The 25,818-nt window shown below is 39.5% G+C and carries 23 protein-coding genes; 16 read left to right on the top strand and 7 right to left on the bottom strand.

From position 1 onward, the window contains the following. The first annotated feature begins 30 nt into the window (after positions 1–30). The 11 genes from JL001_RS00765 (at position 31) to hemL (ending at position 14,530) form a co-directional block, all read left to right on the top strand. A complete protein-coding gene (locus JL001_RS00765) occupies positions 31–1,614 on the top strand; it encodes an acyl-CoA carboxylase subunit beta (RefSeq protein WP_200974261.1) in 1,584 nt (527 codons plus the stop codon). Positions 1,615–1,711: 97 nt separating this feature from the next. Beyond that, positions 1,712–2,779: a M42 family metallopeptidase gene (locus JL001_RS00760; protein WP_200974260.1), complete on the top strand. Its 1,068-nt coding sequence runs from the start codon at positions 1,712–1,714 to the stop codon at positions 2,777–2,779. Positions 2,780–3,259: 480 nt separating this feature from the next. After that, entirely contained in the window at positions 3,260–4,429 is a 1,170-nt protein-coding gene (locus JL001_RS00755) for an SIS domain-containing protein (protein ID WP_200974259.1), read from the top strand. Positions 4,430–4,437: 8 nt separating this feature from the next. Further along, entirely contained in the window at positions 4,438–5,361 is a 924-nt protein-coding gene (locus tag JL001_RS00750; protein ID WP_200974258.1) for a 1-phosphofructokinase family hexose kinase, read from the top strand. Continuing rightward, a complete protein-coding gene (locus JL001_RS00745) occupies positions 5,354–6,298 on the top strand; it encodes a carbohydrate kinase family protein (protein ID WP_200974257.1) in 945 nt (314 codons plus the stop codon). Before JL001_RS00750 ends, JL001_RS00745 begins: the two co-directional genes overlap by 8 nt. An 8-nt stretch (positions 6,299–6,306) precedes the next feature. Continuing rightward, positions 6,307–7,131, top strand: a complete 825-nt coding sequence (locus JL001_RS00740) for a class II fructose-bisphosphate aldolase (RefSeq protein ID WP_200974256.1) — start codon at positions 6,307–6,309, stop codon at positions 7,129–7,131. Then, positions 7,132–8,112, top strand: a complete 981-nt coding sequence (locus JL001_RS00735) for an amidohydrolase family protein (protein WP_200974255.1) — start codon at positions 7,132–7,134, stop codon at positions 8,110–8,112. Between the two features lie 80 nt (positions 8,113–8,192). Then, positions 8,193–9,602 (top strand): Gfo/Idh/MocA family protein, encoded by a 1,410-nt coding sequence (locus JL001_RS00730; protein WP_200974254.1) that lies wholly within the window; start codon positions 8,193–8,195, stop codon positions 9,600–9,602. A gap of 204 nt (positions 9,603–9,806) precedes the next feature. After that, entirely contained in the window at positions 9,807–11,336 is a 1,530-nt protein-coding gene (gene guaA, locus JL001_RS00725; protein ID WP_200974253.1) for a glutamine-hydrolyzing GMP synthase, read from the top strand. A 222-nt stretch (positions 11,337–11,558) separates the two neighbouring features. Beyond that, entirely contained in the window at positions 11,559–13,229 is a 1,671-nt protein-coding gene (locus tag JL001_RS00720) for an ABC transporter substrate-binding protein (RefSeq protein WP_200974252.1), read from the top strand. 11 nt (positions 13,230–13,240) lie between these two features. Next, positions 13,241–14,530, top strand: a complete 1,290-nt coding sequence (hemL, locus tag JL001_RS00715) for a glutamate-1-semialdehyde 2,1-aminomutase (RefSeq protein WP_200974251.1) — start codon at positions 13,241–13,243, stop codon at positions 14,528–14,530. Positions 14,531–14,563: 33 nt separating this feature from the next. On the opposite strand, the gene JL001_RS00710 is transcribed toward hemL, so the two are convergent. Then, a complete protein-coding gene (locus tag JL001_RS00710; RefSeq protein WP_200974250.1) occupies positions 14,564–15,610 on the bottom strand; it encodes a DUF3667 domain-containing protein in 1,047 nt (348 codons plus the stop codon). Between the two features lie 153 nt (positions 15,611–15,763). On the opposite strand from JL001_RS00710, the gene JL001_RS00705 reads away from it, so the two are divergent. After that, a complete protein-coding gene (locus tag JL001_RS00705; RefSeq protein WP_200974249.1) occupies positions 15,764–16,120 on the top strand; it encodes a Spx/MgsR family RNA polymerase-binding regulatory protein in 357 nt (118 codons plus the stop codon). Between the two features lie 17 nt (positions 16,121–16,137). On the opposite strand, the gene JL001_RS00700 is transcribed toward JL001_RS00705, so the two are convergent. Both JL001_RS00700 and JL001_RS00695 read right to left on the bottom strand, forming a co-directional pair. Continuing rightward, positions 16,138–16,623, bottom strand: coding sequence for a copper resistance protein NlpE (locus JL001_RS00700; RefSeq protein ID WP_200974248.1), 486 nt, complete (start codon positions 16,621–16,623; stop codon positions 16,138–16,140). Positions 16,624–16,631: 8 nt separating this feature from the next. Further along, positions 16,632–17,588, bottom strand: a complete 957-nt coding sequence (locus tag JL001_RS00695) for an NAD-dependent epimerase/dehydratase family protein (RefSeq protein ID WP_200974247.1) — start codon at positions 17,586–17,588, stop codon at positions 16,632–16,634. A gap of 169 nt (positions 17,589–17,757) precedes the next feature. Here JL001_RS00695 and kbl point away from each other — a divergent pair, with 169 nt between their 5' ends. Then, the gene (gene kbl, locus JL001_RS00690) at positions 17,758–18,951 is read left to right on the top strand and encodes a glycine C-acetyltransferase (RefSeq protein ID WP_200974246.1); all 1,194 of its coding nucleotides are present in this window, start codon (positions 17,758–17,760) and stop codon (positions 18,949–18,951) included. A 47-nt stretch (positions 18,952–18,998) separates the two neighbouring features. On the opposite strand, the gene cdaA is transcribed toward kbl, so the two are convergent. Next, positions 18,999–19,865 (bottom strand): diadenylate cyclase CdaA, encoded by an 867-nt coding sequence (cdaA, locus tag JL001_RS00685; protein ID WP_200974245.1) that lies wholly within the window; start codon positions 19,863–19,865, stop codon positions 18,999–19,001. Further along, positions 19,862–20,746 (bottom strand): dihydropteroate synthase, encoded by an 885-nt coding sequence (gene folP / locus JL001_RS00680; RefSeq protein ID WP_200974244.1) that lies wholly within the window; start codon positions 20,744–20,746, stop codon positions 19,862–19,864. The genes cdaA and folP overlap by 4 nt, the downstream gene beginning before the upstream one ends. A 15-nt stretch (positions 20,747–20,761) precedes the next feature. Here folP and JL001_RS00675 point away from each other — a divergent pair, with 15 nt between their 5' ends. The 3 genes from JL001_RS00675 to JL001_RS00665 are packed head-to-tail and all read left to right on the top strand — an operon-like array spanning position 20,762 to position 22,929. Beyond that, positions 20,762–21,313, top strand: a complete 552-nt coding sequence (locus tag JL001_RS00675; protein ID WP_200974243.1) for a DUF1599 domain-containing protein — start codon at positions 20,762–20,764, stop codon at positions 21,311–21,313. Then, complete coding sequence (locus JL001_RS00670) at positions 21,306–22,397, top strand: BT_3928 family protein (protein ID WP_200974242.1); 1,092 nt, start codon at positions 21,306–21,308, stop codon at positions 22,395–22,397. Before JL001_RS00675 ends, JL001_RS00670 begins: the two co-directional genes overlap by 8 nt. A 1-nt stretch (position 22,398) precedes the next feature. Then, positions 22,399–22,929, top strand: a complete 531-nt coding sequence (locus JL001_RS00665) for a shikimate kinase (protein WP_200974241.1) — start codon at positions 22,399–22,401, stop codon at positions 22,927–22,929. Here the strand turns inward: JL001_RS00665 and JL001_RS00660 are convergent. Both JL001_RS00660 and JL001_RS00655 read right to left on the bottom strand, forming a co-directional pair. Beyond that, the gene (locus tag JL001_RS00660; protein ID WP_236252660.1) at positions 22,919–24,418 is read right to left on the bottom strand and encodes an OmpP1/FadL family transporter; all 1,500 of its coding nucleotides are present in this window, start codon (positions 24,416–24,418) and stop codon (positions 22,919–22,921) included. The two genes, JL001_RS00665 and JL001_RS00660, sit on opposite strands and share 11 nt — an antisense overlap. A gap of 110 nt (positions 24,419–24,528) precedes the next feature. Further along, complete coding sequence (locus JL001_RS00655; RefSeq protein WP_200974240.1) at positions 24,529–25,803, bottom strand: hypothetical protein; 1,275 nt, start codon at positions 25,801–25,803, stop codon at positions 24,529–24,531. Between the last annotated feature and the right edge of the window lie 15 nt (positions 25,804–25,818).

Genomic DNA, 25,818 nt, shown 5'->3' with positions numbered 1-25,818 from the left:
TTTTGAGAAAAATTATACAACAATAGATCCATGAAAAGTTCAACAAAAGGTGTGTATACATTGCCGGGAAATAAAGAGAAACTGGCGTTATTGGAAAAAAAGAATCAAGAAGCTTTGTTGGGGGGAGGAAAGGACAGAATAGCTGCTCAGCACAAAAAGGGTAAGCTAACTGCAAGAGAACGGATTCATTTATTGCTGGATGAAGGGACTTTTCAGGAGATTGATAAATTCGTGATGCACCGCTGTAAGGATTTTGGCTTGGATAAGGAATACTATCTGGGCGATGGAGTGATAACAGGTTATGGAGAGATTCACGGCCGGTTGACCTATGTGTTTTCTCAAGATTTCACTGTTTTTGGAGGTTCTCTTTCTGAGACCCATGCTGAGAAAATTTGTAAAATTATGGATATGGCCATGAAGAATGGCGCCCCTGTTATTGGGTTGAATGATTCCGGTGGGGCTAGGATTCAAGAAGGTGTAAACTCTCTAGGTGGGTATGCAGATATTTTTTATCGCAACACCTTAGCTTCAGGTGTGATTCCCCAAATTTCAGCGGTGATGGGGCCATGTGCTGGAGGAGCTGTTTACTCTCCCGCTATAACGGATTTTATACTTATGGTGGAAGAAACATCTTATATGTTTGTAACTGGCCCAAATGTAGTGAAGACGGTCACCCAAGAGAACGTAACTGCAGAAGAGTTAGGTGGAGCAAGTGCCCACAGCGTGAAAAGCGGCGTGACCCACTTTTCATGTGCGAATGAAGTGGATTGTATCAAACATATTAAAAGTATTCTGAGTTATATCCCTCAAAACTGTGAAGATGATGCGCCCGTTTATCCTTATGATTTGAAAGATGATGAATCAAGGAAAATATTGGATAGTGTAATTCCTGAAAACCCTAATCATCCATATGATATGCGAGAGGTTGTTCATGGGATTGTAGATGAAGATTCATTTTTAGAAGTACACAAGAATTTTGCGGATAATATGGTGGTGGGCTTTGCAAGAATTGCTGGACGGAGTGTAGGAGTGGTCGGTAATCAGCCACAGTCTTTGGCCGGGGTATTGGATAATGACGCTTCTGTCAAGGCAGCACGTTTTGTTCGGTTTTGTGATTGTTTCAACGTGCCACTTTTGGTGTTGGTCGATGTCCCTGGTTTCTTGCCGGGTACAGATCAGGAATGGAATGGTATTATTACCAATGGAGCCAAGTTGCTTTATGCTTTTTCAGAAGCTACCGTTCCGCGAATTACTGTGATTACCCGTAAGGCCTACGGAGGAGCTTATGATGTGATGAATTCCAAGCATATTGGCGCTGACCTTAATTTTGCCTGGCCAACAGCAGAAATTGCGGTAATGGGTGCGAAAGGAGCTTCAGAAATTATTTTCAGGAAGGAGATCGCAAAATCTGATGATCCAGAAGAAAAACTTCAGGAGAAAATTGATGAATACACCAGAAAATTTGCCAATCCTTACAAGGCGGCCCACAGAGGGTATATTGATGAAGTGATTGTTCCATCGACCACCAGGCAGAAATTGATCAGTGGATTTAAGATGCTTCAAAACAAAGTGGATGTTCTTCCCAAAAAGAAACATGGTAATATTCCACTATAAATTTTCCTTTGTATTAACTTGGATCAATTTCTGAGAAATAATAAATCAGTCAAATAAGTTTAAATAATAGAGTAAATATCAAACGCATTTTATCAATATGCAGCAAGAAGAACAGTTTCTATTTAAGTACCTTAATAATGCCTCTCCAACTGGTTTTGAAGCTTCAGGGCAGAAAATATGGTTGGATTATATTAAGCCTTACGTCGATCAGTATTTTACAGACAGTTATGGGACAGCTGTTGGTGTGATCAATCCTGAAGCTCCTTATAAAGTGGTAATAGAGGCTCATGCAGACGAAATTAGTTGGTTTGTGAACTATATAACTCCAGAAGGATACATCTATGTGAGAAGAAATGGAGGTTCAGATCATATGATCGCGCCATCCATGCGGGTCAATATCCATACAGATGAAAAAATCATTCCAGGGGTTTTTGGCTGGCCGGCCATTCATGTGAGAAAAGGGGAAAAAGAAAGTAAGCCATCATTGGAAAATATTTTCATAGACGTAGGAGCTCGCACAAAAGAGGAAGTGGAGGGATTGGGAATCCATGTGGGATGTGTGGTGACTTTTAAGGATGAGTTAATGGATCTCAACGGAAAGTTTTACGCTGGAAGAGCCTTGGACAATCGTATTGGTGGGTATATGATAGCCCAAGTCGCCAAGAAACTCCATGATTCAGGAAAAAAACTTCCCTTTGGCTTATATATTGTCAATGCTGTCCAAGAAGAGATTGGGCTTAGAGGAGCGGAAATGATTGCTGCCAAAATAAAGCCTGATGTAGCAATCATTACAGATGTTTGCCATGATACTACCGCTCCCATGTACAATAAAATTACAAGTGGTGAACAAATTGCTGGTGAAGGGCCAGTCCTAACTTATGGTGCCTCTGTTCATAAAAAATTGTTGGATCTGATTATTGATGCTGCCAAGAAGAGGACAATCCCATTTCAAAGAGCTGCGGCTTCAAGGAGTACAGGAACAGATACGGATGCCTTTGCCTATTCCAATGAAGGGGTTCCTTCAGCATTGATTTCCTTACCTTTAAAATACATGCATACCACAGTTGAGACAGCCAGTAAAAAGGATATTCAAAGTGTTATTGACCTTATTACTGCGTTTTTGGAGGAATTGGATCCAGATTATAATTTCAAATATTTTGATTAATAATCTTAAAAGTTAGATAGTTATGAAAGTCGGGAGAACCCCGACTTTTTTGTTTATGGAGGTTGGAAATAATAGACAGTAGTATATCGAAAGGTTGTGAAATCTTTTAAACCAGTCGATAGTTTATTTTATAGTCTTTGTAAAACGAGGTAGAATCGATCAGAGTTTTTACTGTTTTACTTAAATTTCTGTGTTAGGGTCTTATGTCTTGTTTTGATTTTGTAGAATGCCTGTCAGGCCGAATTTTTTTTAATTTCTACTCTAATGTCATTGAAGTGAATGATTTGATTTGAATAAAAAGTAAATTGAAGTTTTTTTGTTTCATTTTATTTCGTTTAATTTGATGTGTATATGAAACGAAAGAGTTTGCTGGTGATTTATAAAGTGTTACAAGTTTAAATCACCAGATTCAATGAGTGTTAAGGAATAAGGGGGGAGTGAGAGTAAAATTTAAAAAGTGACTTTACCATAAACAAAGATATGATACAAACGACTTATTTGACTTTGGATGCTGAAAAGGCAGAAGAGATGGGGGCGTTTCACACAGCCAAGGAGATTTCTGGACAGCCGGAACTTTGGGTGAATGTTTTTGATCAGATTTCTCATATGCAGGAAGAGATCAAGGCCTTTTTGCAACCGATTTTTGCAAAAGGAAATGCAAGAATTATCCTTACGGGAGCAGGTTCTTCTGCATTTATTGGAGAGTCTGCTCAAGGAGTGGTTCAGCAAAAGACAGGTGTACTTACACAAGCTCTTGCGACTACTGACTTGGTGACCCATCCAGAGTTATTTTTTATTAAAGAGGTTCCGACTGTTTTGGTTTCATTTGCTAGATCTGGGAATAGTCCTGAAAGTGTAGAAGCAGTAAGGTTGGCGGATAAGCACTGTTCGGATATTTATCATTTGATCATTACTTGTAATGCAGAAGGTAAACTAGCGGCCTATGCGGATGACTGTGGAGGCAATTGCTTTTCAATCGTTCTTCCAGAGGCATCCAATGACAATAGTTTGGCCATGACAGGAAGCTTTACTTCAATGTTGTTGACCATTTTATTGGTGGCCGGAATCAATGAAATAGACACATTACAAGCTGCGTTTAATGCTGCTTTAGAGACTGCCAATGATATTTTGAGAAATAAGCTTTCCGAGTTTGAGGCTGTGGCGAAACGTGATTTTAAGCGTGTGATTTTCCTTGGTTCAGGTCCTATGCTTGGTATTTCTAGGGAATGTCACTTGAAACTTCAGGAGTTGACAGATGGTCAGGTGGTTTGTAAACACGATTCGTTCTTAGGATTCAGACATGGGCCTAGAGCTGTAGCGAATGAAGATTCTATCGTGGTGTATCTGTTCTCAAAAGATACACATGTAGCTCAATATGAAAAGGACTTAGCCTATAGCATCGGACAAGATAAACGAGATATAAAAACCATTAGTTTTGCGGCCAATGCTACTGAAGGCTTCAATTCTATCATGGTCATCAAAGCTGCCGGAGGCCAAGGTCAAGATGTTTTCAATGTTTTGCCTGCCACCATGGTTGGCCAACTCTTAGGTTTTTACAAATGCTTGGAGCTAGGACTTAAACCAGACAATCCTTCCGTGAGTGGAGCGATTAGCAGGGTAGTTCAAGGAGTGATAATTTACGAAAAGTAATAGAATAGATGATTCTTGCAGTTTGTCCCAATCCTTCCATAGACACTTATGCGTGGCTGTCTTCCTTCGATAGAGGGGGAGCTAACCGTATTGCTAAGCAACAGGAATTCCCTGGAGGTAAAGGAGTGCACGTAGCAATGGCGCTTAGGGAGATGGGGCAGTATACAGGCTTGTTAGGTAATTGGGCTGGTCATTCAGGTCAATGGATCAAGGAAGCCTGTCAGGACTTGGGTATCCCAAGTTTTGGTCCAGAGCTAAGTGGAGCAAACAGAAAGTGCTATACCTTTTTGTCTGCAGGTTCAGACTTGCATCATACAGAGTTACTGGAGCCAGGGCCAGCTATGACTGAAGGGAACTATAAAGAAATGTTACAGGCATTTAAGGTGAATTTGGACAATGCCAGTTTAGCTGTTTTGTCTGGTTCTTGGCCTAAACAATCCCCTGATACTGCTTATAGTGACCTCATTGACATTGCGAAGCAACAACAAAAGAAAGTAATCCTGGATTGCTCTGGAGTCATGCTAGAAAAGGCTTTGGATAAGGGCTTTTTTGGCCTGCACCTCAACGAGCACGAAGCTAAAGCAATTTGCCAAACTGAGGATCCTTTGGAAGCTATCCAACAGCTAAGCAAAAAAGTGGATTTGGTGGCTTTAACCAGAGGGAAGGAAGGGCTTTATTTGGGGTATCTCGGTAAAGTTATTCATGCTAATGTTATCATTGACAAGGTGGTGAGTACTGTTGGGAGTGGAGATTGTTTGACAGCAGGAATCGCCTTGGGTGTAAGTCGAGGGCTTTCTGTGGAAGAAATAGCGGGCTATGGAGTAGCTTTTGGTGCAGCCAATTGTTTAAGAGAGGATTTGGGGATGTTATATCAGTCTGATGTGGAGCGATTGCTTACCCAGGTTAAGATTAAAGAACTAAACTATGCATAAAAAGGATCTGTTTGTTGTTGGAGAACTGAATATTGATCTTATACTCAATCAAATTCAAGGGTTTCCAGAGATGGGTGAAGAAAAGGTTGCAGGAAAGATGGATGTGACCTTAGGTAGTTCTTCAGCCATTTTTGCTTCTAATATTGCAACGCTGGGCGTAGGAACTGCCTTTTGCGGAAAAGTAGGTAAAGACGACTTTGGACAATTGGTATGTGATACCCTTCAGTCAAAACAGGTAGATACTACATTTATCTCCAGTGATGAGGAGCTGAAAACAGGTCTGACCGTTGTGATGAACTATGATCAGGATCGTGCCAATGTGACTTACTGCGGGGCTATGGAAGCTTTGTCTATTGATGATATTCCTTGGGAACAGGTAAGTGCGTACCGACATTTTCATTTGTCCAATTATTTTTTACAAAAAGGAATCCAGCAAGATATAACCCAAATATTCAAAAAGGCGAAGGAAGCAGGGTTGACCACTTCTCTGGACTTACAGGTTGATCCTGATAATAAGTGGGATTTTGACTACCAATCTTGCCTTCCCTATGTGGATATTTTTCTGCCAAATGAGTCCGAGTTGCTTTCTCTGACCGGAAAGGAAACAATCGAGGCTGGACTGGAAACTTTAAAGGCCCATGCGAATATTGTCGCACTCAAGATGGGAATCAAAGGCGGTTTGGTATATCACAAAGGAGAGGTTATCAAGGCAGAACCATTTATAAACAATCAATTTATTGATGCCATTGGAGCGGGTGACAGCTTTAATGCAGGTTTTATTTACAAGTTTTTGCAAGGTGCAAAATGGGAAGAGTGTCTCAGTTTTGGCAACCTTACTGGAGCGTTGAACACAACAGCTGCTGGAGGAACGGGAGCCTTTGAATCACTAGATGGAGTGAAGGAGAGAGCGAAAACGATTTTAGATCAAGAAATATAATCATTGTCATGAAAATCAAAGATAAGTTAAGAGAATTTACTAGTCAGAAGCGTGGCTTGTTGGCTACCAACTTTTACAACCTGGAGACCTTGCAAGGGGTTTTAAAGGCCGCGTCAGCATTGGACGAACCTATAATCCTTCAACTAACCAAGAGTTCTATAGATTATATGGGATTGAATACGGCTGTTGCTATGGGTAGGGCTGCATTGGAGGAATATGGTGTTGAAGGTTGGATTCATTTGGATCATGGAGGAAGTGTGGAACTTGCTCAGGCATGTCTGGATGCAGGTTTCGATTCGGTGATGATAGATGGCAGTGAATTGCCTTTTGAGGAAAATGTAAAAATCACCCAAGAAGTAGTGAAGCGGGCCCATAAGTATGGTGCACACGTTGAGGCAGAACTAGGCTTTGTTGCAAAGCTTGGTCAGTCACACGAGCATCAGGGTTTTACTACTCCAGAGGAGGCTAAGACCTTTGTGGAGCAAACAGGAGTAGACGCCTTGGCGATTTCTATTGGAACAGCCCATGGCTTTTACAAAGAAGAGCCTAAATTGCGCTTTGATTTATTGAGCAGTATTGCTGAAGTCACTCCGGCCACCTTGGTGCTTCACGGTAGTTCTGGTGTGCCAGAAGAGCAGTTGAGAGAGGCGATTTCAAGAGGGATTTGTAAAGTGAACTTAGCTACTGAAATTAAAAATATCTTTATGAAGACCTTGCAGCAGTTGTTGAAGGAAAATGAAGAAATTGATTTGAGAAAAGTCTTTCCTAAGGCTACCCAACAAGTAATTGACTTGGTAAGCTATAAGTTGGACATTATGAAAAATATTAAGTAAATGATTCGCCCATTAATAGACGCACATGTTCATTTAAATACTAATTCCATTGGCAAAATGGAAAAGGCGCTAGAGCATGGGGTTTCATTTCTTTCCATCAATACTGATATCCCTTTTTTTGATCCGATTGTTGATCAGGAGAAAGTCCTTAAGGAATTGGATCAAAAATATCCAGGAAAAATCAGGTATATCACCTCTTTTTCTGCAGATGGCTGGGGAGAGCCTGGTTGGGCTGAAAAAGCCATCCAAGAGATAGAAAGAGGTTTGGCAAACGGTGCTGTCGGCGTCAAAATTTGGAAGAACATTGGAATGGACCTTCAGGACAAGGATGGTCGATTTATTATGATTGATGATGAAAGCCTCAGTCCAATTTTCAGGTATCTTGAAGACAACAATATTTTGTTGATTGGACATCAGGGAGAGCCGAAAAATTGTTGGTTGCCACTGGAGGAAATGACGGTGGACTCTGATCGTAACTACTTTTCAGGACATCCAGAATACCATATGTACCTTCATCCGGAATGTCCGTCCTATGAAGCACAAATGGAAGCTAGGGATAGGATCCTGGAGAGATATCCTAAGCTTCAGTTTGTAGGGTTGCACCTGTTGAGTATGGAGTGGAGTATTGATGAAGTGGCCAAACGTTTGGATAAATACCCAAATCTGATCACAGACCTAGCGGAGCGTATTTGTCACTTACAGTTACAGGCCAAGGATAGGTGGGAAGATGTAAGGGAATTTATGATCAAGTACCAAGATAAAATCATCTATGGGACAGATGTGATCGATGATGGATCATTTGGAGATGATGAGCTGGCCCAAAGGTTTGAGCACTTATGGAAATTTCACTGGGATTTCTTTGCAACAGACAAAGAATTGGAGGCGCCAGAGTTTTCGGGCAAATTCAAAGGTCTCAACTTACCTGAAGAGGTACTTCAAAAAGTATTCTACTCCAATGCTGCAAAGGTGTATGGTTTCTAAGGTTACCGAGCAATAACCTTGTTTTGCCTTTGGTCATTGGATAAAAATAAAACAATAACACTAACCATAAAGTCATTATTATGAGCAATAATAGAAGAGATTTTCTTAAGCTATCTGGTCTGGCCGGTATGGGGTTGGTAGGCGCTGGAATGAGTGGTTTTACTCAAGCAGAATTAGATAATGTATTAAAACAAAGTAGAAAGAAGCATGACCAACGCTTTAACATGTCTGGTTATGCTGCCCCTAAGCTGGATGTAGTTCGTGTGGGATTTATCGGCTTGGGGATGCGTGGTCCAGGTCACGTAGAGAGAATGAGCAAAATCCAAGGTGTTGAAATCAAGGGGATTTGTGACCTTCTTCCAGAAAATGTAGATAAGGTTAAGGAAAAGCTTAAGGGTACGCCACACAAACCAGAGACCTATTCAGGCTCTGCTTATGCTTGGAAAAAAATGGTAGATCGTGATGATCTTGACCTAATCTTTATCCTTACTCCTTGGGATTGGCACGTGCCAATGGCGGTATATGCCATGGAAGCTGGTAAACATGTGGCAATTGAAGTGCCTGCAGCAAAAACGTTGGAAGAATGTTGGCAATTGGTGGAGACTTCTGAGCGCACCAAGAAGCACTGCATGATGATGGAAAATTGCTGTTATGATTTCTTTGAAATGATGACCTTGAATATGGCTAGAGATGGTTTCTTTGGTGATGTTATTCATGGTGAAGGAGCTTATCTGCATGACCTTTTGGGACTGAACTTCAACAAAGAGGGTTATCAAGACATGTGGAGGCTGAAAGAGAATGGTACCAGGAATGGTAACTTGTATGCTACGCATGGATTAGGCCCAATTTGCCAGATCATGGACATCAACAGGGGAGACCAAATGGATTATTTGACTTCACTGTCCAGTAATGACTTTATGATGAAGAAACATGCTCAGGAATTGGCTGAAGAAGATGATTTCTTTGCTTCGTATGCCAATATGGACTTCAGAGGTAACTTGAACACAACGTTGGTGAAAACCAAAAAAGGCAAATCCATCATGATCCAGCATGATGTGACTTCTCCAAGACCATATTCTAGAATCCACTTGGTTAGTGGTACAAAGGGAATCGCTAGAAAATGGCCTAAAGAAGGAGTGGCTACAGGCCATAGATGGTTTACTGATGAGCAAATGAATGAGCTAAAAGAGAAGTATACTCCTGAAATCACCAAGAAAGTGGGTGAGATGGCCAAGAAAATTGGTGGTCATGGAGGTATGGACTTCATGATGACCTGGAGATTAGTAGACTGCTTGAGAAATGGTTTGCCATTGGATCAGGATGTTTATGATGCAGCGCTTTGGAGTGCAATCTCTCCTTTGTCAGAATGGTCTGTCGCCAATCGAGCGACTTCTATCGATGTGCCTGATTTTACTGGTGGTGCTTGGAAAACAAATGCTCCGGTAAGCATTACGCTAGAAGGAGGAGGAACTACTAAAGTAAGAGTTTAAGGTTAAACAGAAATAGCTTTTAAAGCCCTGGCCTCTTTGGTCAGGGCTTTTGCTTTTTAGCCATAGACCCAAAAAGACTTGAATAAAGGAAAACTAAGAGGTAAGTTCTGTGACTAGGTCTTGGATGTTGTTGCTTTTCCAAATATTATTTCGAAATTTTATAAAACTATTTTTTCGTTTCTTGAAGTGTGGTTAACTTTGCGCATGGCAGAACAGATACTAATCCTAGATTTTGGTTCGCAGTATACGCAGCTTATAGCCAGAAGAGTAAGAGAACTCGATGTATATTGTGAAATCCATCCATTCAACAACATCCCGGAAATTACTTCAGACATCAAAGGTGTCATCTTATCGGGCAGTCCTTGTTCCGTTAGGGATGAAGGATCTCCAGATTTGGACCTTGATCAATTTCGCGGCAAATTACCTTTATTAGGAGTTTGTTATGGCTCTCAGCTTTTGGCCCAGAAATACGGCGGAAATGTAGCTCCATCAGAAATCAGAGAATACGGTAGAGCTAATCTAAGCTTTATAGATAAACATGTTGATTTATTTCACGAGGTGTCTCATGGCTCTCAAGTGTGGATGTCACATGGAGATACAATCAAGGATCTCCCAGAAGGATGGGATGTGATTTCAAGTACTCCTTCTGTGAAAGTTGCAGCATTTAAAGTGCCTAACGAAGATACCTTTGGTATTCAGTTTCACCCCGAAGTGACCCATTCCCTAGAAGGCAAAAATCTACTCAGAAATTTCGTGGTTCAAGTTTGTGGATGTAGCCAGGATTGGACATCGGATGTGTTTATAGATGCTACCATCGCTGAGCTAAAAGAGAAGTTAGGAGATGATAAAGTCGTGATGGGCTTGTCAGGTGGAGTGGATTCTTCTGTTGCGGCTACTTTGATCCATAGGGCGATAGGTGATAACCTTACCTGTGTATTTGTGGACAATGGATTGCTACGTAAGAACGAATATGAAGAGGTACTTGATTCCTATAAGCACCTTGGACTTAATGTAATTGGGGTTGATGCCAAGCAACGTTTTTATGATTCTTTGGCTGGAAAGACAGATCCTGAAGATAAGCGTAAAGCAATTGGAAATACTTTTATTGAGGTGTTTGATGATGAGGCACACAAGATCCAAGGGGTAAAATGGTTAGGTCAAGGAACTATTTATCCTGATGTAATCGAGTCTGTTTCTGTAAATGGCCCTTCTGCTACGATTAAGTCACATCACAATGTAGGAGGTTTGCCAGACTTTATGAAGCTTAAAGTAGTGGAACCATTAAATACCCTGTTTAAAGACGGTGTTAGAGAAGTTGGAAGAGCATTGCAAATCCCTGAAAATATAATCGGAAGACATCCTTTTCCGGGACCTGGGTTAGCTATCAGGATTCTAGGCGATATTACTCCTGAAAAAGTAGCCACACTACAAGAGGTTGATCATATTTTTATCCAAGGGTTGAAAGATGACAAGCTATATGATGAGGTTTGGCAAGCAGGTGCGATTCTATTGCCAGTACAGTCTGTAGGGGTAATGGGTGATGAGAGGACTTATGAGAAAGTAGTGGCCCTTAGAGCAGTAGCTTCAGTTGATGGGATGACTGCTGATTGGGTTCATTTGCCTTATGAGTTTTTAGGGAAAATCTCTAATGAAATTATTAACAAAGTGAAAGGAGTGAACAGGGTCGTTTATGACATCAGTTCAAAACCACCTGCGACTATTGAGTGGGAATAAAAATCAAAGCCTGGTGTAAATCAGGCTTTTTTTGTCTGGTTTTGTATCAAAATCAATTAAATTCGTGAACCGCCTTAGAAAGGTATAAAATTTGATTCAAAACGATAGCTGTCATTAGAGAAGGCCTTACTTGGGTCGACCAACTTAATCTTGTCTGCTATAGTTTTTGAGAGTCACGGCCTTTGCCTTGAATGTAACCACACAGTAAGTTAATGTTTATCCATGAAAAAAATTAATATACTCCTTCTGCTGATTATGCTGATTCAGCTTCCTCTTTTTGCCCAAGAGACAGGTACTGGGTACAGTTCAGCAGTTCAAATGATAGATAGCGGGAGACAGGAAGAGGCGATGGATCAGTTGCGTCCCTATTTAGATTATAAAAAATACGGCAAATTAGCTCTATATGCTCATTACCATTTTGCGAGGGCTGCCTACAAAAATCAACAATATCAATTGGCGCAAGCTACTTTGGAACAGCTGTTGAAAAACTATAAATGGGAAAGGGAAGATGAGGCATTGTATCTTTTGGCGCTCAGTGATTTTGCACAAAATGAGGCTTATGCAGGTTTAAGCGAAATTGCAAAAATCGATGACCAATCTCTCCTGGAAGATGGGTATAAAGCAAGTTATGATTTTTTGAGCAAGAATGCAGCTGTAAGTTTTATGGTAGCTCACTGGTCAGCTTTCAAGAACAATGAGGGTTACAGTATTGCCTTGAAAGAGAAATTATTGTCTCAGTCAGTTTTGTCTTCCAATGAAAAAGTGGTTTTGGCAGAACTTGAAGAAATGAACATCGGTGGTGCTGAAGGAAGCACATCAATGGATAAAATAAAAAACCAAGAGCTTGATGTGGCAATCATTTTGCCTTTTAATTATCAAGGTGGATCAGGGGTGAGGAATTTAGAGGGGAATAATTTTGTTTTTGAACTCTATCAAGGCATTGATATGGCCGTTGAGGATGCAAAAAGGAAGGGGGTGGATATCAATGTAAAATCTTTCGATACGGAAAGAAAAAATGAAGTGGTTAGAAAAATTTTGGAGGATTCTTTCTTCAAAAAGGCAGATATCATCATCGGTCCGATTTATCCAGAAGAGACGGAGCTGGTATCTTCATTTGCAGAGCAACATAAAATACCTTTTATCAATCCCGTATCAAATATCAAGGCCAATTTTGAAGGGAAAGATTATGCTTACTTATTTAGGCCTTCCACCGAAGTAATTGTAGATAAACTGTTGGATTATAGTAGAAGGCATGTGACAGGAAACCGAATTGCCTTAGCTTACTCAGGCTCTTCCAGAGATGAGCTTATGGCCAGGCAGTTTGCAAGTGAGGCAGGAAAGAGAGGTTATCGCGTCGCATATAATCAAAAAGTTGGGTCCAACAATATTCGCAATTTCTTAGAGCAAATAGGAATGAGACCAGGCATGACCGCCAATGTGGATCAGGTAGTGATTTTCTCTGATGATCCTTATATCGCATCGCCGACATTATCACTTCTAGAGTCATTGACAACTGAAACACCGGTTTTTGTAATGGATAGCTGGCTGTATTTCAATTTTGCCAATTTTGATATGCTGGAAGGGAATGATTTGAATTATATCGGCAACAACTCAATTAATTTAAGCAAGAAAGAGGTGGAGGATTACCGATTTAGGTTTTTTGAAAAGTTCAATGCTTATCCTGGAGCGTATGCTTACATAGGGTATGATTTGATGGGATGGGTAGCCAATGTAATCAATAGCCGCACAGGATTTGATTTTAGAAAGAACTTGGATCAGAGAGGTCAAACTGATGGCGGATTGGGTTTTGGTCTTAACTTCAGAAACAGTCACTCAAATCAATATGTACCTGTTTTGAAATTGACCCAAGGCAAACTAGAAGAAATTAAATAATTACAGTTTTAATGGATATTAGTAATAGCAAATCGCTTTTTGCGAACGCTCAAAATTTTATACCCGGAGGAGTTAATTCTCCAGTAAGGGCTTTTAAGGCAGTTGGAGGTGATCCATTGTTTATAAAAAAGGCTGATGGTGCTTATTTATATGATGAAGATGATAATCGTTATATAGAGCTTATCAATAGTTGGGGGCCTATGATCTTGGGACATAATCATCCTGTCATAAAGGAAGCAGTTATCAAGGCAATGGAAAGTGGGACGTCTTTTGGCGCTCCAACAGCGAAAGAAATTGAGATAGCAGCGCTTATAACCAAAATGGTGCCTTCTGTAGAGAAAGTAAGGATGGTGAATTCAGGTACTGAAGCCACTATGTCTGCAGTGAGATTAGCAAGAGGATTTACTGGCAGAGAAAAGTTTATCAAGTTTGAAGGTAATTATCATGGGCATGGCGATTCATTTTTGATAGCTGCAGGATCTGGAGCCATCACAATGGGAGCACCCAACTCTCCCGGCGTGACAACAGGCACAGCAAAGGATACACTTCTTGCTCCATATAATGACCTTGAGTCAGTTAAACAACTAATAGAGGCTAATAAGGCAGAAGTAGCAGCCATTATTCTTGAACCAGTTCCTGGAAATATGGGACTTGTGCTTCCTGAAGAAGGCTTTCTTCAAGGTTTAAGAAAACTTTGTGATGAAGAGGGAATTGTCTTAATCTTTGATGAGGTGATGACAGGTTTTAGATTGGCAAAAGGAGGTGCACAGGAAGTCTTTGGAGTAACTCCAGATTTGACTACCATGGGCAAGATTATTGGAGGAGGAATGCCAGTGGGAGCTTATGGAGGTAAGAAAGAAATTATGGATTTTGTATCTCCTGTTGGACCAGTATATCAGGCGGGGACTCTTTCTGGTAATCCTATTGCCATGGCTGCAGGTTTGGCTATGCTACAATACTTGGATCAAGAGCCTGAAGTGTATCACCAATTGGAGTCAATTGGGAATAAGTTGGTAAGTGGTGTCAAGCAAAGCTTGTCCAAGCTAGGATTGAGCTACTCCATGAATCAATTAGGAAGTATGTATAGTTTATTCTTCTCTGAAGAAAAGGTTGTAGATTTTGAAACAGCTAAGACCTCTGATACGGCACTATTTGGCAAGTACTTCCAAGCCATGCTGAAGAGGGGAGTTTATTTGCCCCCTTCACAATTTGAGAGTTTGTTTTTATCAACATCCCTCAAAGAGGAACATATCCAACACATTATTCAGGCAAATGAAGAATCTTTGAAAGAGATTTTATAAACTGAAAGGCTGCTTATCTTAAGCAGCCTTTTTTTATAGGGTAATCAAGGAAAGATAAAGTTCAGTGCCGACAGCAATAGCAAGAAGGTTAAAGTAAACAAATCCTAGAATCCAGAACTTGACAAGCGTTTTAAGCCATCCTTGCTTTTGGGTTTTCAAAATACTGATGTAGGCATAGGTGGTTACTCCAACAAAACAGACAAAGCCTATTAGGGGTAAGTTGCCTAATTTATAATTGAGCAGAAAGATGCCAAATCCATAAATCAAATAGGCAAAACTATGGATATGTAATGAATGGATAAGGTGCTCAATGTAGTATTTTGAACTTTTGAAAAAGAGTAGTTTCAAAAGCAATGCAAAAAACGGCAACAGAAAAAACATCATGATTGGGAGGTTTCTTGCTGAATTGATAATGTAAATGTTAGAGTTAGCAATGAAGTTTCTTTGAGCCTTTCTGTCAAAGTTATTGGTGAGGCCAAAGCTGCTTTTTTGAAGTGACTCTTTGAAGGAACTATCGCTAATTTGTTGGTCTTGGGCAGCTAGCTTTAATTCTAGCCAAGGTGATCTGGTTGGAATAGAGTCAAAAGCAGAAGTGTCGGCAGATGTTAATTTTGTGTTGAGGTTATTCAATTCTTCTTTCCCAACTATTTTTTCCAGTTCAGCTTTATCACTTGAGTTAAGGGAGTCGTTTAAGTTGACCTTAATAGCGTTTTTGGTTTTTTCATCAGTCAGTTGGCTGGACATGATTCGATCCACAATATCTGGGGGGATAATGATACTGATGGCAAAAAAGTAGAAAAGTGACAGCATTAAATACAGCCTGATTGGGTGAATGTACTTTCTTCTTTGTCCTGCATTAAATACTTGAGTGAGTTTTCCCGGTTTGCTCAGAAAAGGTGGGATGGTTCTGAAAAAAGTAGAGTCAAAGTTGAGATAATTGGAAAAGAAATCATGTATAAAAACTTGAAAAGGTACTTTTTGATCCATGTTTTCTTGGCCGCAGTTTGGACAAAAGTTGTCATTTTCATCGAGGTTTTGATCACAGTTAAGGCAAAAAGCTAATTTTCTTTCGTCTTTCATAAAATCATGGATTGAGCATGTTAATATACATTTTTGTATGAAGTTTTGAAACAGTTATGAGTAGCCTGATTATTCTCTTAAAAATTGATGGTGTGAGAATTTGCTATTAGTTTTGGTGAGGAATTGTAAAACTGTTTAAAGCAAAAAAAATATATGGTGGATAAATTAATGGTTTATGGTATCAAAAACTGTGATACTATGAAGAAAACATTCAAGTTGTTGGAGGAGCAAAATGTAGATTATGATTTTGTGGATTATAAAAAACAGGCTCCTTCTGAGGACTTGCTGAAGTCTTTTTTAAAGAAAATCCCTTTGGAGGTTTTGGTAAATAAGCGTGGAACTACTTATCGGAAGCTTAGTGATGAGGATAAAAGTCAGTTGGAAGCAGTCTCATCAGCATTGCCGCTGCTCATTGAGAACAGTAGTATGATCAAGCGGCCAGTGATGGTTTATCCTGATGGAGAGGTATTGGTAGGTTTTCAGAAAGATAGCATAGTAGAGAAAAAATAAAGCCTGAAACTCAGGCTTTATTTTTTTGTCAATGTATAATTCAGATCTGATTTGATCATTTTTTTGTTTTTATCTAACAAAATGAAATTATTGCTGTCTTTTTCTTGGAGGAAAGTATTTACTGGATTGCCATTTTCGTCCAGTAGTGTGATCAACATGGCTCCTTGATCGCCTTCCATTCCATAAGATACCTCATAGGTTCCTTTTGACTCAACAGTTCTGTCTCCCTCTTGACGACCCTTGTAGACCTCGGTAAGCGTGTACTCTCTTTCAGTTTTGTCAGCTTTGCTCTCTATACGTAAGGTCATTTGAATCTCACTACAACTTGCACAAGGGATACTTCCTTCATAAGTAGTCCAAGTTGAAGCTCCCTCTGCTAGGACATGATCTGCTTCATTTATTTTTTCTAAGGAAGATTCTTCATTTGCTGTTTCCGATGTTGGAGCGTCACAGGAAGCCAAAATGCCAGCCATTCCAAGGGCTAACAAGAAATTCTTATTCATGCGGTTGATTATTTAAAGTTGACTAAATAGGTAGGCAAGTTAGCCAAAATATCTTTAGTCATGTCTTCTAATCCATAAGAATGTTCCCATCCCCAGTCGTTTCTTGCAGCGCTGTCATCAATGCTATCTGGCCAAGTGTCCGCAATGTTTTGTCTGAAGTCCGGCTTAAAGCTGATTTCAAAGTCAGGATGGTGCTTTTTAATGCTCTCATAAATTTCTTGTGGAGAAAAGCTGATTCCTCCCAAATTATAGCTTGATCTAACTTTGATTTTTTCGGCTGGAGCATGCATCAAATCAATAGTGGCTTTGATTGCATCAGGCATGTACATCATAGGAAGGTATGAATCTTCTCTTAAGAAGCACTCAAAATGTTCCCCTTCAATTGCTTTGTGAAAAATGTCAACCGCATAATCCGTGGTACCACCACCGGGTAATGATTTGTAACCGATCAATCCAGGATAACGAAGGCTCCTTACATCGACATTGTATTTTTGGAAATAATATTCACACCATCTTTCCCCGGCTTGTTTGGAGATGCCATATACGGTGTTGGGATCCATTACACAGTCCTGAGGCGTATTTTTCATAGGAGTGCTTGGGCCAAAAACGGCAATTGACGAAGGCCAATATATTTTGTTGAGCTTGTACTCTTTGGCTATTTCCAATATGGATAATAGGCTGTCCATATTAAGTTTCCAAGCAAATAACGGGTTCTTTTCACTTGTTGCAGAAAGAATGGCTGCCAAGTGGTAAACTTGTGTGACTTTTTCCTCTTTTATAATTTTGACCATTTGGTCATTGTCCAGCACATTTAGAGGAATAAATTGACAATAGTCAAATTTATGAGCTGCAGCCTCATTGATATCAGTGGCGATTACATTGTCTCCTCCGTAAATATCAACCAAAGCTTGCGTAAGTTCTGAGCCTAATTGGCCTGCTGCTCCCGTTATTAAAATCCTTTCCATAATCTCTAACAGCCTAGCTAAATCTTTTTAGCAAGGTCTTTTTTAATAGTTTAGGGTTTATAAATGGTAAAATTAATAAATTCAATTTTACCATTTATAAATATTTTCAATTACATTTATACGAAAGTTTTTCCGTAGCAATAATACGAAATAAAAATCCAAATATATTATGTACGAAAGTTTAAAATCAAAATTAGATAAGGAACTGAAAGAAATAAAAGATTCAGGACTCTATAAGGCAGAGCGAATCATTACCTCTCCACAAGGTGCCGAGATCAAAACCCAAGAAGGGAAAGAGGTATTGAATTTTTGCGCTAATAATTATTTGGGATTGTCAAGTCATCCTAAAGTGATCGAAGCTGCAAAGAATGCGATTGACAGTCATGGCTATGGAATGTCTTCTGTGAGATTTATTTGCGGAACTCAGGATATTCACAAGGAACTTGAAAATAAGATCAGTGAATTTTTAGGTACTGAGGATACCATCCTTTATGCAGCTGCTTTTGATGCAAATGGGGGAGTGTTTGAGCCATTGCTAGGACCTGAAGATGCCATTATCTCTGATGCCTTGAACCACGCCTCTATTATCGATGGGGTGCGCTTATGCAAAGCCATGAGGTTTCGCTACAAGCACAATGATATGGAGGACCTTGAGCAGCAATTAAAGGATGCCAATGAAAAGGGAGCAAAGCAAAAGTTAATTGTGACAGATGGTGCTTTTTCTATGGATGGTACTATTGCACAAATGGATAAGATAGTCGAATTAGCTGAGAAATATGGAGCGATTGTCATGTCTGATGAGTGTCATTCTACAGGCTTTATTGGTAAGACGGGTAGAGGTGTTCATGAGTTGAAAGGTGTGATGGGCAAGATGGACATCATTACCGGAACACTCGGAAAGGCCTTAGGTGGTGCTTCTGGAGGATTTACTTCTGGGAGAAAAGAAATTATCGATATTTTGAGACAAAGATCCCGTCCTTATCTATTTTCCAACACTTTGGCTCCGTCTATTACAGGTGCTTCAATAGCAGTATTTGACCTTTTGTCTAGCACTACTGAATTGAGGGATAAGCTGGAAGAAAACACACAGTACTTCAGGGAGAAAATGACAGCCGCTGGGTTTGATATTAAGCCTGGGGTGCATCCAATTGTTCCAATTATGTTGTATGACGCGGTGCTCTCTCAAAAGATGGCAGAAAAGCTGCTAGAAAGAGGTATTTATGTAATTGGTTTCTACTATCCTGTAGTGCCAAAAGGTCAGGCGAGAATCAGGGTGCAAATTTCTGCTGGACATGATAAAAAGCATTTAGATGCGGCTATTGATGCCTTTACGGAAGTAGGAAAGGAACTTGGAGTTCTATAACCAAAAAAATATAGCATAAAAAAAGCAACTCATTTGAGTTGCTTTTTTTATGCCTCAGCTGTTCGCTGTTTTAATTTTTTATTTTCAAAAGAGTTGATGAATTCAAATTTATCATCAATGTCTGCGCCCGCCAAATAGCTGTTGAGCATTTCTCTTAGTTCCTGAAAAGACAGGTTGTGAAGAATATTTCCATTTTTGGCCATGGATACCTGACCTGTTTCTTCTGATACGATCAAGACCAAAGTGTCAGTGGCCTCGGACATCCCGATAGCAGCCCTATGTCTCAACCCAAATTGAGCAGGGACTTCTTTTTCAGTCACAGGAAGGATACATCTTGCGGCTTTTACCTTTCCATTATAAATGATTACAGCACCATCGTGAAGTGGGCTATATTTGTTGAATATGGAAATCAATAATCTTTTGGAGACGACAGCGTCAATCAAGTCACCACTTTCAGCATAAAATTTCAGTTCAGAATTTCTGGAGATCACCATTAAAGCTCCAGTGCTGGTTCCCGCCAAGGATTTAGAGGCTTCAATGATAGGGGTAATATTGAAAGCCATGGTTTCTTTCTTTCTCCAAAAAAGCAATTCCTGAAGGACGTTTTCATTGGATAAGATGGATGTTTTTCCTATGATCAGGAGGAATTTTCTGATTTCTGGCGCAAAAAGAATAATAGCAGCAATAACACCTACTCCCATAAATTGCCCCAAGATGATGGATAATAACTCCATTTTTGCGGCATTTACCACCAAGTAAACTAGGTAAAGCGATAAGAAGCCTAAAAAGATTTTAATGGCCACACTACCTCGCATCAATTTATAGACTTGGTAAATGAGTACACTTACCAATGTGATGTCTATAATATTGACGATAGAAACGTCTAAAAATCCTATTTTGAAAAGTAGTGTCAAGGGTATATGTTTTTATATAATTTTATGGTTTGGGTTGCTTCTTTAACATCATGTACTCTTAAAATTTTAGCTCCATTAATCAGAGCTGCCATGTTCAGGGCGGTTGTTCCATTAAGGGCCTCCTCTGGAGAAATGTCCAAAGTTTTGTAAATCATAGATTTTCTAGAGACTCCTGCTAATATAGGGCTTTTTATAGTCTTAAAATAAGATAAATTTTTAAGAATCCTATAATTTTGTGATATCGTTTTCGCAAAGCCAAACCCAGGGTCAATTATTACATCTTTAATGCCAGCTTTATGACATTGGTTCAGTTTTTCGTTAAAAAAAGATAAAATTTCTTTTTCTATATTATTATACTCCGTTTTAGACTGCATGGTTTCGGGATTTCCACGCATATGCATGCAGATAAAAGGGACATCCATTGATCCAACAGTCGGGATCATATTACGGTCAAGTTCTCCTCCGGATATATCGTTCACGATATCAGCACCTTCAGATACGGATTCTTTGGCTACTTCATGCCTAAAAGTATCAACCGAAAGTAATACATCTGGAAAATGTTTTTTTAAAGAGCGGACAGCAGGAATAACCCTTTTGATTTCATCTGCTGTAGATACATTCTCAGCCCCAGGGCGGCTACTATATCCTCCCAAATCAAAAATTACAGCGCCATCCTCAATCATTTTTTCGGCTTTGCTGAGGAGCTGTCTTTCATCATCAGAAATTCTACTATCCGCAAAGAACGAGTCCGGTGTGACATTCAAAATACCCATCACACAGGGATCCTCCAGCATAATGAGCTTTCCTTTAATTTGAAGTGTTATTTTTGAATGAAATAATTTATCTTCGGTTTCTGAAGAAGACTTTGGACTATCTTTCATTTAATTAAAATTGCTTTGAAAACGCAAACAGTAAGCGAATATAATCAAGTTATCAGCCTTTGTAAAGAACTTTTTAAGAAGAAAACCATCGATTATGGCACTGCCTGGAGAGTGCTCAGGTTGCCTTCAATAACTGATCAAATATTCATTAAGGCTCAGCGAATTAGATCTATTCAGGAAAAAGGAGCTCAGCGTGTAAGTGACCCTATTCAGGATGAATTTATTGGTATTATTAATTATTGCCTAATAGCACTTATCCAATTGGATTTGCAAGATGATGAGCGGTTGGAAATTGGTTATGAAGAACTTGAACCTATGTATGAGAAGTGGGTAGATGCAACTCGGGGACTTTTAGAAAATAAGAATCATGATTATGGAGAGGCTTGGCGAGATATGCGTGTTTCTTCCATGACAGACCTTATCCTGATGAAATTATACAGAGTAAAGCAAATAGAAGATAATGAAGGTAAAACATTAGCTTCTGAAGGGGTAGATGCCAATTATCAAGACATGATCAATTACTCAGTTTTTTGTCTTATTAAATTAAATGAAGCCCAAAATGCTTAAAAAAATTATATTGAACCTATTCAGGTTTTTAGTTGGTGGTCTATTTGTTTTTTCAGGATTGATCAAGGCAAATGATCCAGTTGGAACATCTATCAAACTGGAAGAATATTTTGAGGTGTTTTCTCATGATATAGCTGGCTTCTTTGAAGTGTTAAGGCCTTTCGCATTGTCACTTTCCATCTTTCTGATTGTGTTGGAAATAGGTCTGGGAGTCATGTTGTTGCTGAATTACCGTAAGAAAATCACCGTAAACTTACTTTTACTTTTGATAGTGTTTTTTACGTTCTTGACTTTCTACTCTGCCTATTTTAACAAAGTTACAGATTGTGGATGTTTTGGCGATGCCATTAAATTGACCCCTTGGGAGTCCTTTATCAAGGATATTGTTTTATTGGTGATGATTTTGGTTTTGTTTGTTTTCAAGAAAGACCTTAAAGATAACCGATCAATGGGAGTTGGAATTGTAGTGGCAAGTAGCTTGTTGTTCACTTTAGTTTTTTCTGTCTTAGCGGTGAGAAACTTGCCATTTATTGACTTTAGGGCTTACAAGGTAGGGGTGAATATACCTGAAGCCATGCAACCTTCCGGTACATTGGAATATCGCTATATCATGAAAAAGGATGGGCAAGAGGTAGTGATGGATGAATATCCTTCGGATGAAAGTTTTGAGTTTGTGGATATGCAATTAAAGAATCCTGAAGCTCTACCGAAAATTTCTGATTTTGCGATTTGGAATGATGATGGTGATTTTACAGAAGAGGTACTCAGCGGTCAGAAAGTATTGATCCTGATCAGTAATTTTGAAAAGATGGATAAGGCATCTTTAAATGCTTTAGAAGGTTTAATAAATCAGGATAAGCTAGAGACTGTGATTATTACAGCGAGTTCATCAGAAGAGGTAGAAGGGTTGATGGAGGAGCATGATTGGGATCTGCCTTATTATTATGGTGATGCTACTGTCCTTAAAACCATTATCCGATCCAATCCAGGAATAGTGATTTTGAACAATGGAACGGTCATCAAAAAATATCATATTAATAACACTCCTAGTATCGAAGAGGTTTCTAGCCTGCTAAGCCATTGATATGACGTATACATCAAAGATTGTTTTAATAGGAATGCCAGGTTGTGGAAAATCGACTTTAGGGAAGCAGGTAGCGAAGCAACTTAATTTTGACTTTTATGATTTGGATGAGGAAATCGTAAAGACTGAGGGATTGGAAATCCCTAAAATATTCATGAATAAGGGAGAAGGGTATTTTAGAAATTTAGAAACAAAAGTTCTCCAAGATTTATTGAGCGTTGATCGGTCATTTGTACTCTCTACAGGAGGTGGAGCACCTTGTTTTAATGACAATATGGATTTGATCAATGATAGAGGGATTTCTGTGTTTTTGGATGTAAATCTAGATCAGATTTTGCAAAGGCTTACCAATAATGAGGTAGAAAAACGCCCGATGTTCCAAGGTTTGGATACAGGTGAAATAATCCTGAAACTACAAAATCTACTAACGGACCGAGGTGCCTTTTATGATAAGGCAAAAATAAAGCTCAGTGGAGATGATATTTCCACTGAGCATTTAATTTCTGAGTTGATGTCCTACTTTAAAAGTTAAACCCAAGGGTTAATAGGCCTTTTGTAGCGTTGTTCTCAATGGTCGTTAGCTCAGCACCTGGATAGGAAGTGTAAAAGGTGTCAAACTGGCTATTGACTATTCCTAAATCAATATACATTTTAGGAAGCTTAACCCCGATACCTCCAGTGAACTGCATTTGTGATCTGTCCAAATCAGAGTCATTGAAAGGGTCGCCATAATAGGCAGTCCCTGCTCTTAACCTAAACATATTCAATCTTAGTTCTCCGCCAACCCTATAATTAATGGCACTGCCAGCAAGTGATGAAATGACATCATTTGATCCATCTAAAGAATAGTCAGGAGAGGATAGGTGCATCGTCGAATAATCTATATAGTCTATGTCCGCTGAAATGAAACCATTTTTATTAATAAAAAAGGCTGCTCCAGCGCTTAATTTCATAGGTGTTCTTAAGTTGATGGAAGATAAGTAGATGTCACTAACCGCATCTGCATTATCCTCTGGGTTTCCGTTAAGATCATAATAATCAGCAAAGATATCTGCATCAAATTCTTCATCGTACCTGGTCCAAGTAGGAGAGCTAAAAGATAGTCCTAAATTGACCTGGTCAATTGGTTTGTAAATCAAACCTAAGTTTAAGTTGATTCCCGTGCCATTATGATATAGGTTTTCCCTTAAAGAATAGTATAATGAATTGTTGTCATTGTTATCTATAAACTCTTCATTATAGGTTTTAGTAGAAGAGAAAGTAATAGAAGTGATGCCCAGTGATCCACCTATAAACAATTTATTCTTATAATTGGAACCATAGGCAAATGTGATCTGATTCATACTTCCCTCTGTTTCTACATATTCGTCCTGAAAAGGGAACATGGGGTCATTATAATTTGGAGAGCCGTCATCATTTGGATTGTAGGTGTAGTCAGATGGGTAGAAAGTTCCTCCATCATTGTAGACTAATCCTACATCTAAAGGAAGTCCGGCAGGGTCGCCAATAGCGGGTTCACCAAACTGGTTGTAGTCATCAGCATAATAATCCAATAGTGAACTTGTACCTTCCAAATTGGAGTAGTAGCCGTATCTACTATTAAAGTTGGCTGTGCGATTGATGCTGATCCCAAATGAATGTCCCCTCCAACTGTCTGTATTAAGAGGATCCTTGGTTTTATTGATAATCACACTGACATTGGGTAATGAGAAATTGCCTTGGTTGTTTTCTTGAGTCTGTCCCATGAAGGTTGCATTGGACTTCCAGTTTTCATATCCGGCAGTAAAGCTAAATTCGGACCTTCTGAAGAAGCCTAAACCTGCGGGGTTTCCAGAAATATTGGAAACGTCTCCACCAATGGCCATTTGGCTTCCTCCAATCCCCATGATTCTGGAAGATCCTGAAGCATTGTATTTGCTATATCGCAAGGCATCCTCGAATGTTTGAGCTTGGGCTGTTGTTAAAGAGAATCCCCCTCCAAAAAGGAGCATTCCCAATATAGTCGTTTTTATTCCTCTCATATTTTTACTAATACAATTCCCTTTTGCCATGAAAATGGCTAACATTAAATTTTAAGAAGGTGTTTGATTATTTAACGGCTGGAGATAAAAAAGTGGTAAAAAAAGGGGGATTAATTTCCCCCTCTTCTTGATCCTCCAGAACTTCTGGTAGTGCCTCCTGAGCTCCTGGATGGCGATGAACTACCAACGCTTCTACTGCTGCTTCCGCTACTACTTCTGGAAGGTGTATATGTGCTATTTGAACTTCTTGATGGTGTAGAATATGTGCTTCTACTTGAAGAACTGCTGCTTCTATTATAAGATGGAGAAGAACTTCGTGATGGTGTAGAATAACTAGATCTTGAGCTATTTGCAGATCTTGTAGTCACATTTCTTTGGCTACTGCTAGATGTAGGAGCATAAGCGCTTCTGGATCTTGTAGAGCTGCTAGGCCGAGTCATTACTGCTGAGTTGGTGCTTCTTCTACTTGGAGAAGCAGAAGCTACTCTACTTCTTCCACTGAAATAATCATTTTCAGATCTACTGAAGTCAGTATTACTTCTTCTAGAATTATCAACTCTACTTACAGCACTTTGACGGGCTGCAGTACGTGAAGTACCTGGGTTTGTAGCAACACTTCTTCTTGTATAGTTAGTTGCTACTGAACTGCCTCTTCTGGATCTGGCAGCCCTTACGATTTGTCTTCCTTCACCAGTATATATGTTATTGATGATTACAGGTCTGCCGTAATACCCACCATAGTAACCTCCATAATATCCACTGTAAGCATAACTAGGCCCCCAGAAAGGATCGTAAAATGGGCTATAATATGGTCTGTAACCCCAGCCTCCAAAACCTATTCCAAATCCAATGGACATATTGAAACCAGGTCTGAATCCATATCCTGGCCAGAATGGGTCGTAGAAACCTCCATAGCCAAAAGAAGGATAGAATCCGAAAGCCCCCGGGTACATAAAGGCAAAAGAAGGACTGAAATTCCACGACGATCTGTTGTTACCATTAGGGTCGTTGTAACCATAAAAATTATTGTATACATTAACGTCACCATCTCCTTCAGTGCTTTGCACGGCGGCATCATCAAAGTAAACAATTTCATCAGCTACAGTATCATTTTGAACCTGATACTTGGCGATATATTCCGGATTAACATTTTTTGCTGAAAAACTTTCTTGATCATATTGACTAGCCGCATTTACAGCAGCATAATCGGTAAAGTTTTCAGGTGTGTTGTTGGTTACGGCATTGGACATAACCACCGCATCATCTGATGCCATAAAATATAAGTCATCCGACTCTCCTTGCATAGCACTATAGCTACTGCTGCATGATACAAGGCCTAAAGCAGCAAGGAAACCAAGATATCGGTATGATGTAAATTTTCTCATAGTTATTTAGTTTAC

Source organism: Echinicola sp. 20G (assembly GCF_015533855.1).
Lineage (GTDB): Bacteria > Bacteroidota > Bacteroidia > Cytophagales > Cyclobacteriaceae > Echinicola.
The sequence above is the reverse complement of the archived record's forward strand: the minus strand, read 5'-3'. Positions and strand labels throughout refer to the sequence as shown.

Bases quoted from the DNA above. Each gene is read 5' to 3' on its own strand.
- JL001_RS00710 (WP_200974250.1), bottom strand. From the start codon at position 15,610: ATGAAAGACGAAAGAAAATTAGCTTTTTGCCTTAACTGTGATCAAAAC.
- kbl (WP_200974246.1), top strand. From the start codon at position 17,758: ATGTACGAAAGTTTAAAATCAAAATTAGATAAGGAACTGAAAGAAATA.
- JL001_RS00730 (WP_200974254.1), top strand. From the start codon at position 8,193: ATGAGCAATAATAGAAGAGATTTTCTTAAGCTATCTGGTCTGGCCGGT.
- JL001_RS00705 (WP_200974249.1), top strand. From the start codon at position 15,764: ATGGTGGATAAATTAATGGTTTATGGTATCAAAAACTGTGATACTATG.
- JL001_RS00700 (WP_200974248.1), bottom strand. From the start codon at position 16,623: ATGAATAAGAATTTCTTGTTAGCCCTTGGAATGGCTGGCATTTTGGCT.
- hemL (WP_200974251.1), top strand. From the start codon at position 13,241: ATGGATATTAGTAATAGCAAATCGCTTTTTGCGAACGCTCAAAATTTT.
- JL001_RS00760 (WP_200974260.1), top strand. From the start codon at position 1,712: ATGCAGCAAGAAGAACAGTTTCTATTTAAGTACCTTAATAATGCCTCT.
- JL001_RS00765 (WP_200974261.1), top strand. From the start codon at position 31: ATGAAAAGTTCAACAAAAGGTGTGTATACATTGCCGGGAAATAAAGAG.
- JL001_RS00720 (WP_200974252.1), top strand. From the start codon at position 11,559: ATGAAAAAAATTAATATACTCCTTCTGCTGATTATGCTGATTCAGCTT.
- JL001_RS00670 (WP_200974242.1), top strand. From the start codon at position 21,306: ATGCTTAAAAAAATTATATTGAACCTATTCAGGTTTTTAGTTGGTGGT.
- JL001_RS00655 (WP_200974240.1), bottom strand. From the start codon at position 25,803: ATGAGAAAATTTACATCATACCGATATCTTGGTTTCCTTGCTGCTTTA.
- guaA (WP_200974253.1), top strand. From the start codon at position 9,807: ATGGCAGAACAGATACTAATCCTAGATTTTGGTTCGCAGTATACGCAG.
- JL001_RS00740 (WP_200974256.1), top strand. From the start codon at position 6,307: ATGAAAATCAAAGATAAGTTAAGAGAATTTACTAGTCAGAAGCGTGGC.
- JL001_RS00755 (WP_200974259.1), top strand. From the start codon at position 3,260: ATGATACAAACGACTTATTTGACTTTGGATGCTGAAAAGGCAGAAGAG.
- folP (WP_200974244.1), bottom strand. From the start codon at position 20,746: ATGAAAGATAGTCCAAAGTCTTCTTCAGAAACCGAAGATAAATTATTT.
- JL001_RS00735 (WP_200974255.1), top strand. From the start codon at position 7,132: ATGATTCGCCCATTAATAGACGCACATGTTCATTTAAATACTAATTCC.
- JL001_RS00665 (WP_200974241.1), top strand. From the start codon at position 22,399: ATGACGTATACATCAAAGATTGTTTTAATAGGAATGCCAGGTTGTGGA.
- JL001_RS00745 (WP_200974257.1), top strand. From the start codon at position 5,354: ATGCATAAAAAGGATCTGTTTGTTGTTGGAGAACTGAATATTGATCTT.
- JL001_RS00750 (WP_200974258.1), top strand. From the start codon at position 4,438: ATGATTCTTGCAGTTTGTCCCAATCCTTCCATAGACACTTATGCGTGG.
- JL001_RS00695 (WP_200974247.1), bottom strand. From the start codon at position 17,588: ATGGAAAGGATTTTAATAACGGGAGCAGCAGGCCAATTAGGCTCAGAA.
- JL001_RS00660 (WP_236252660.1), bottom strand. From the start codon at position 24,418: ATGAGAGGAATAAAAACGACTATATTGGGAATGCTCCTTTTTGGAGGG.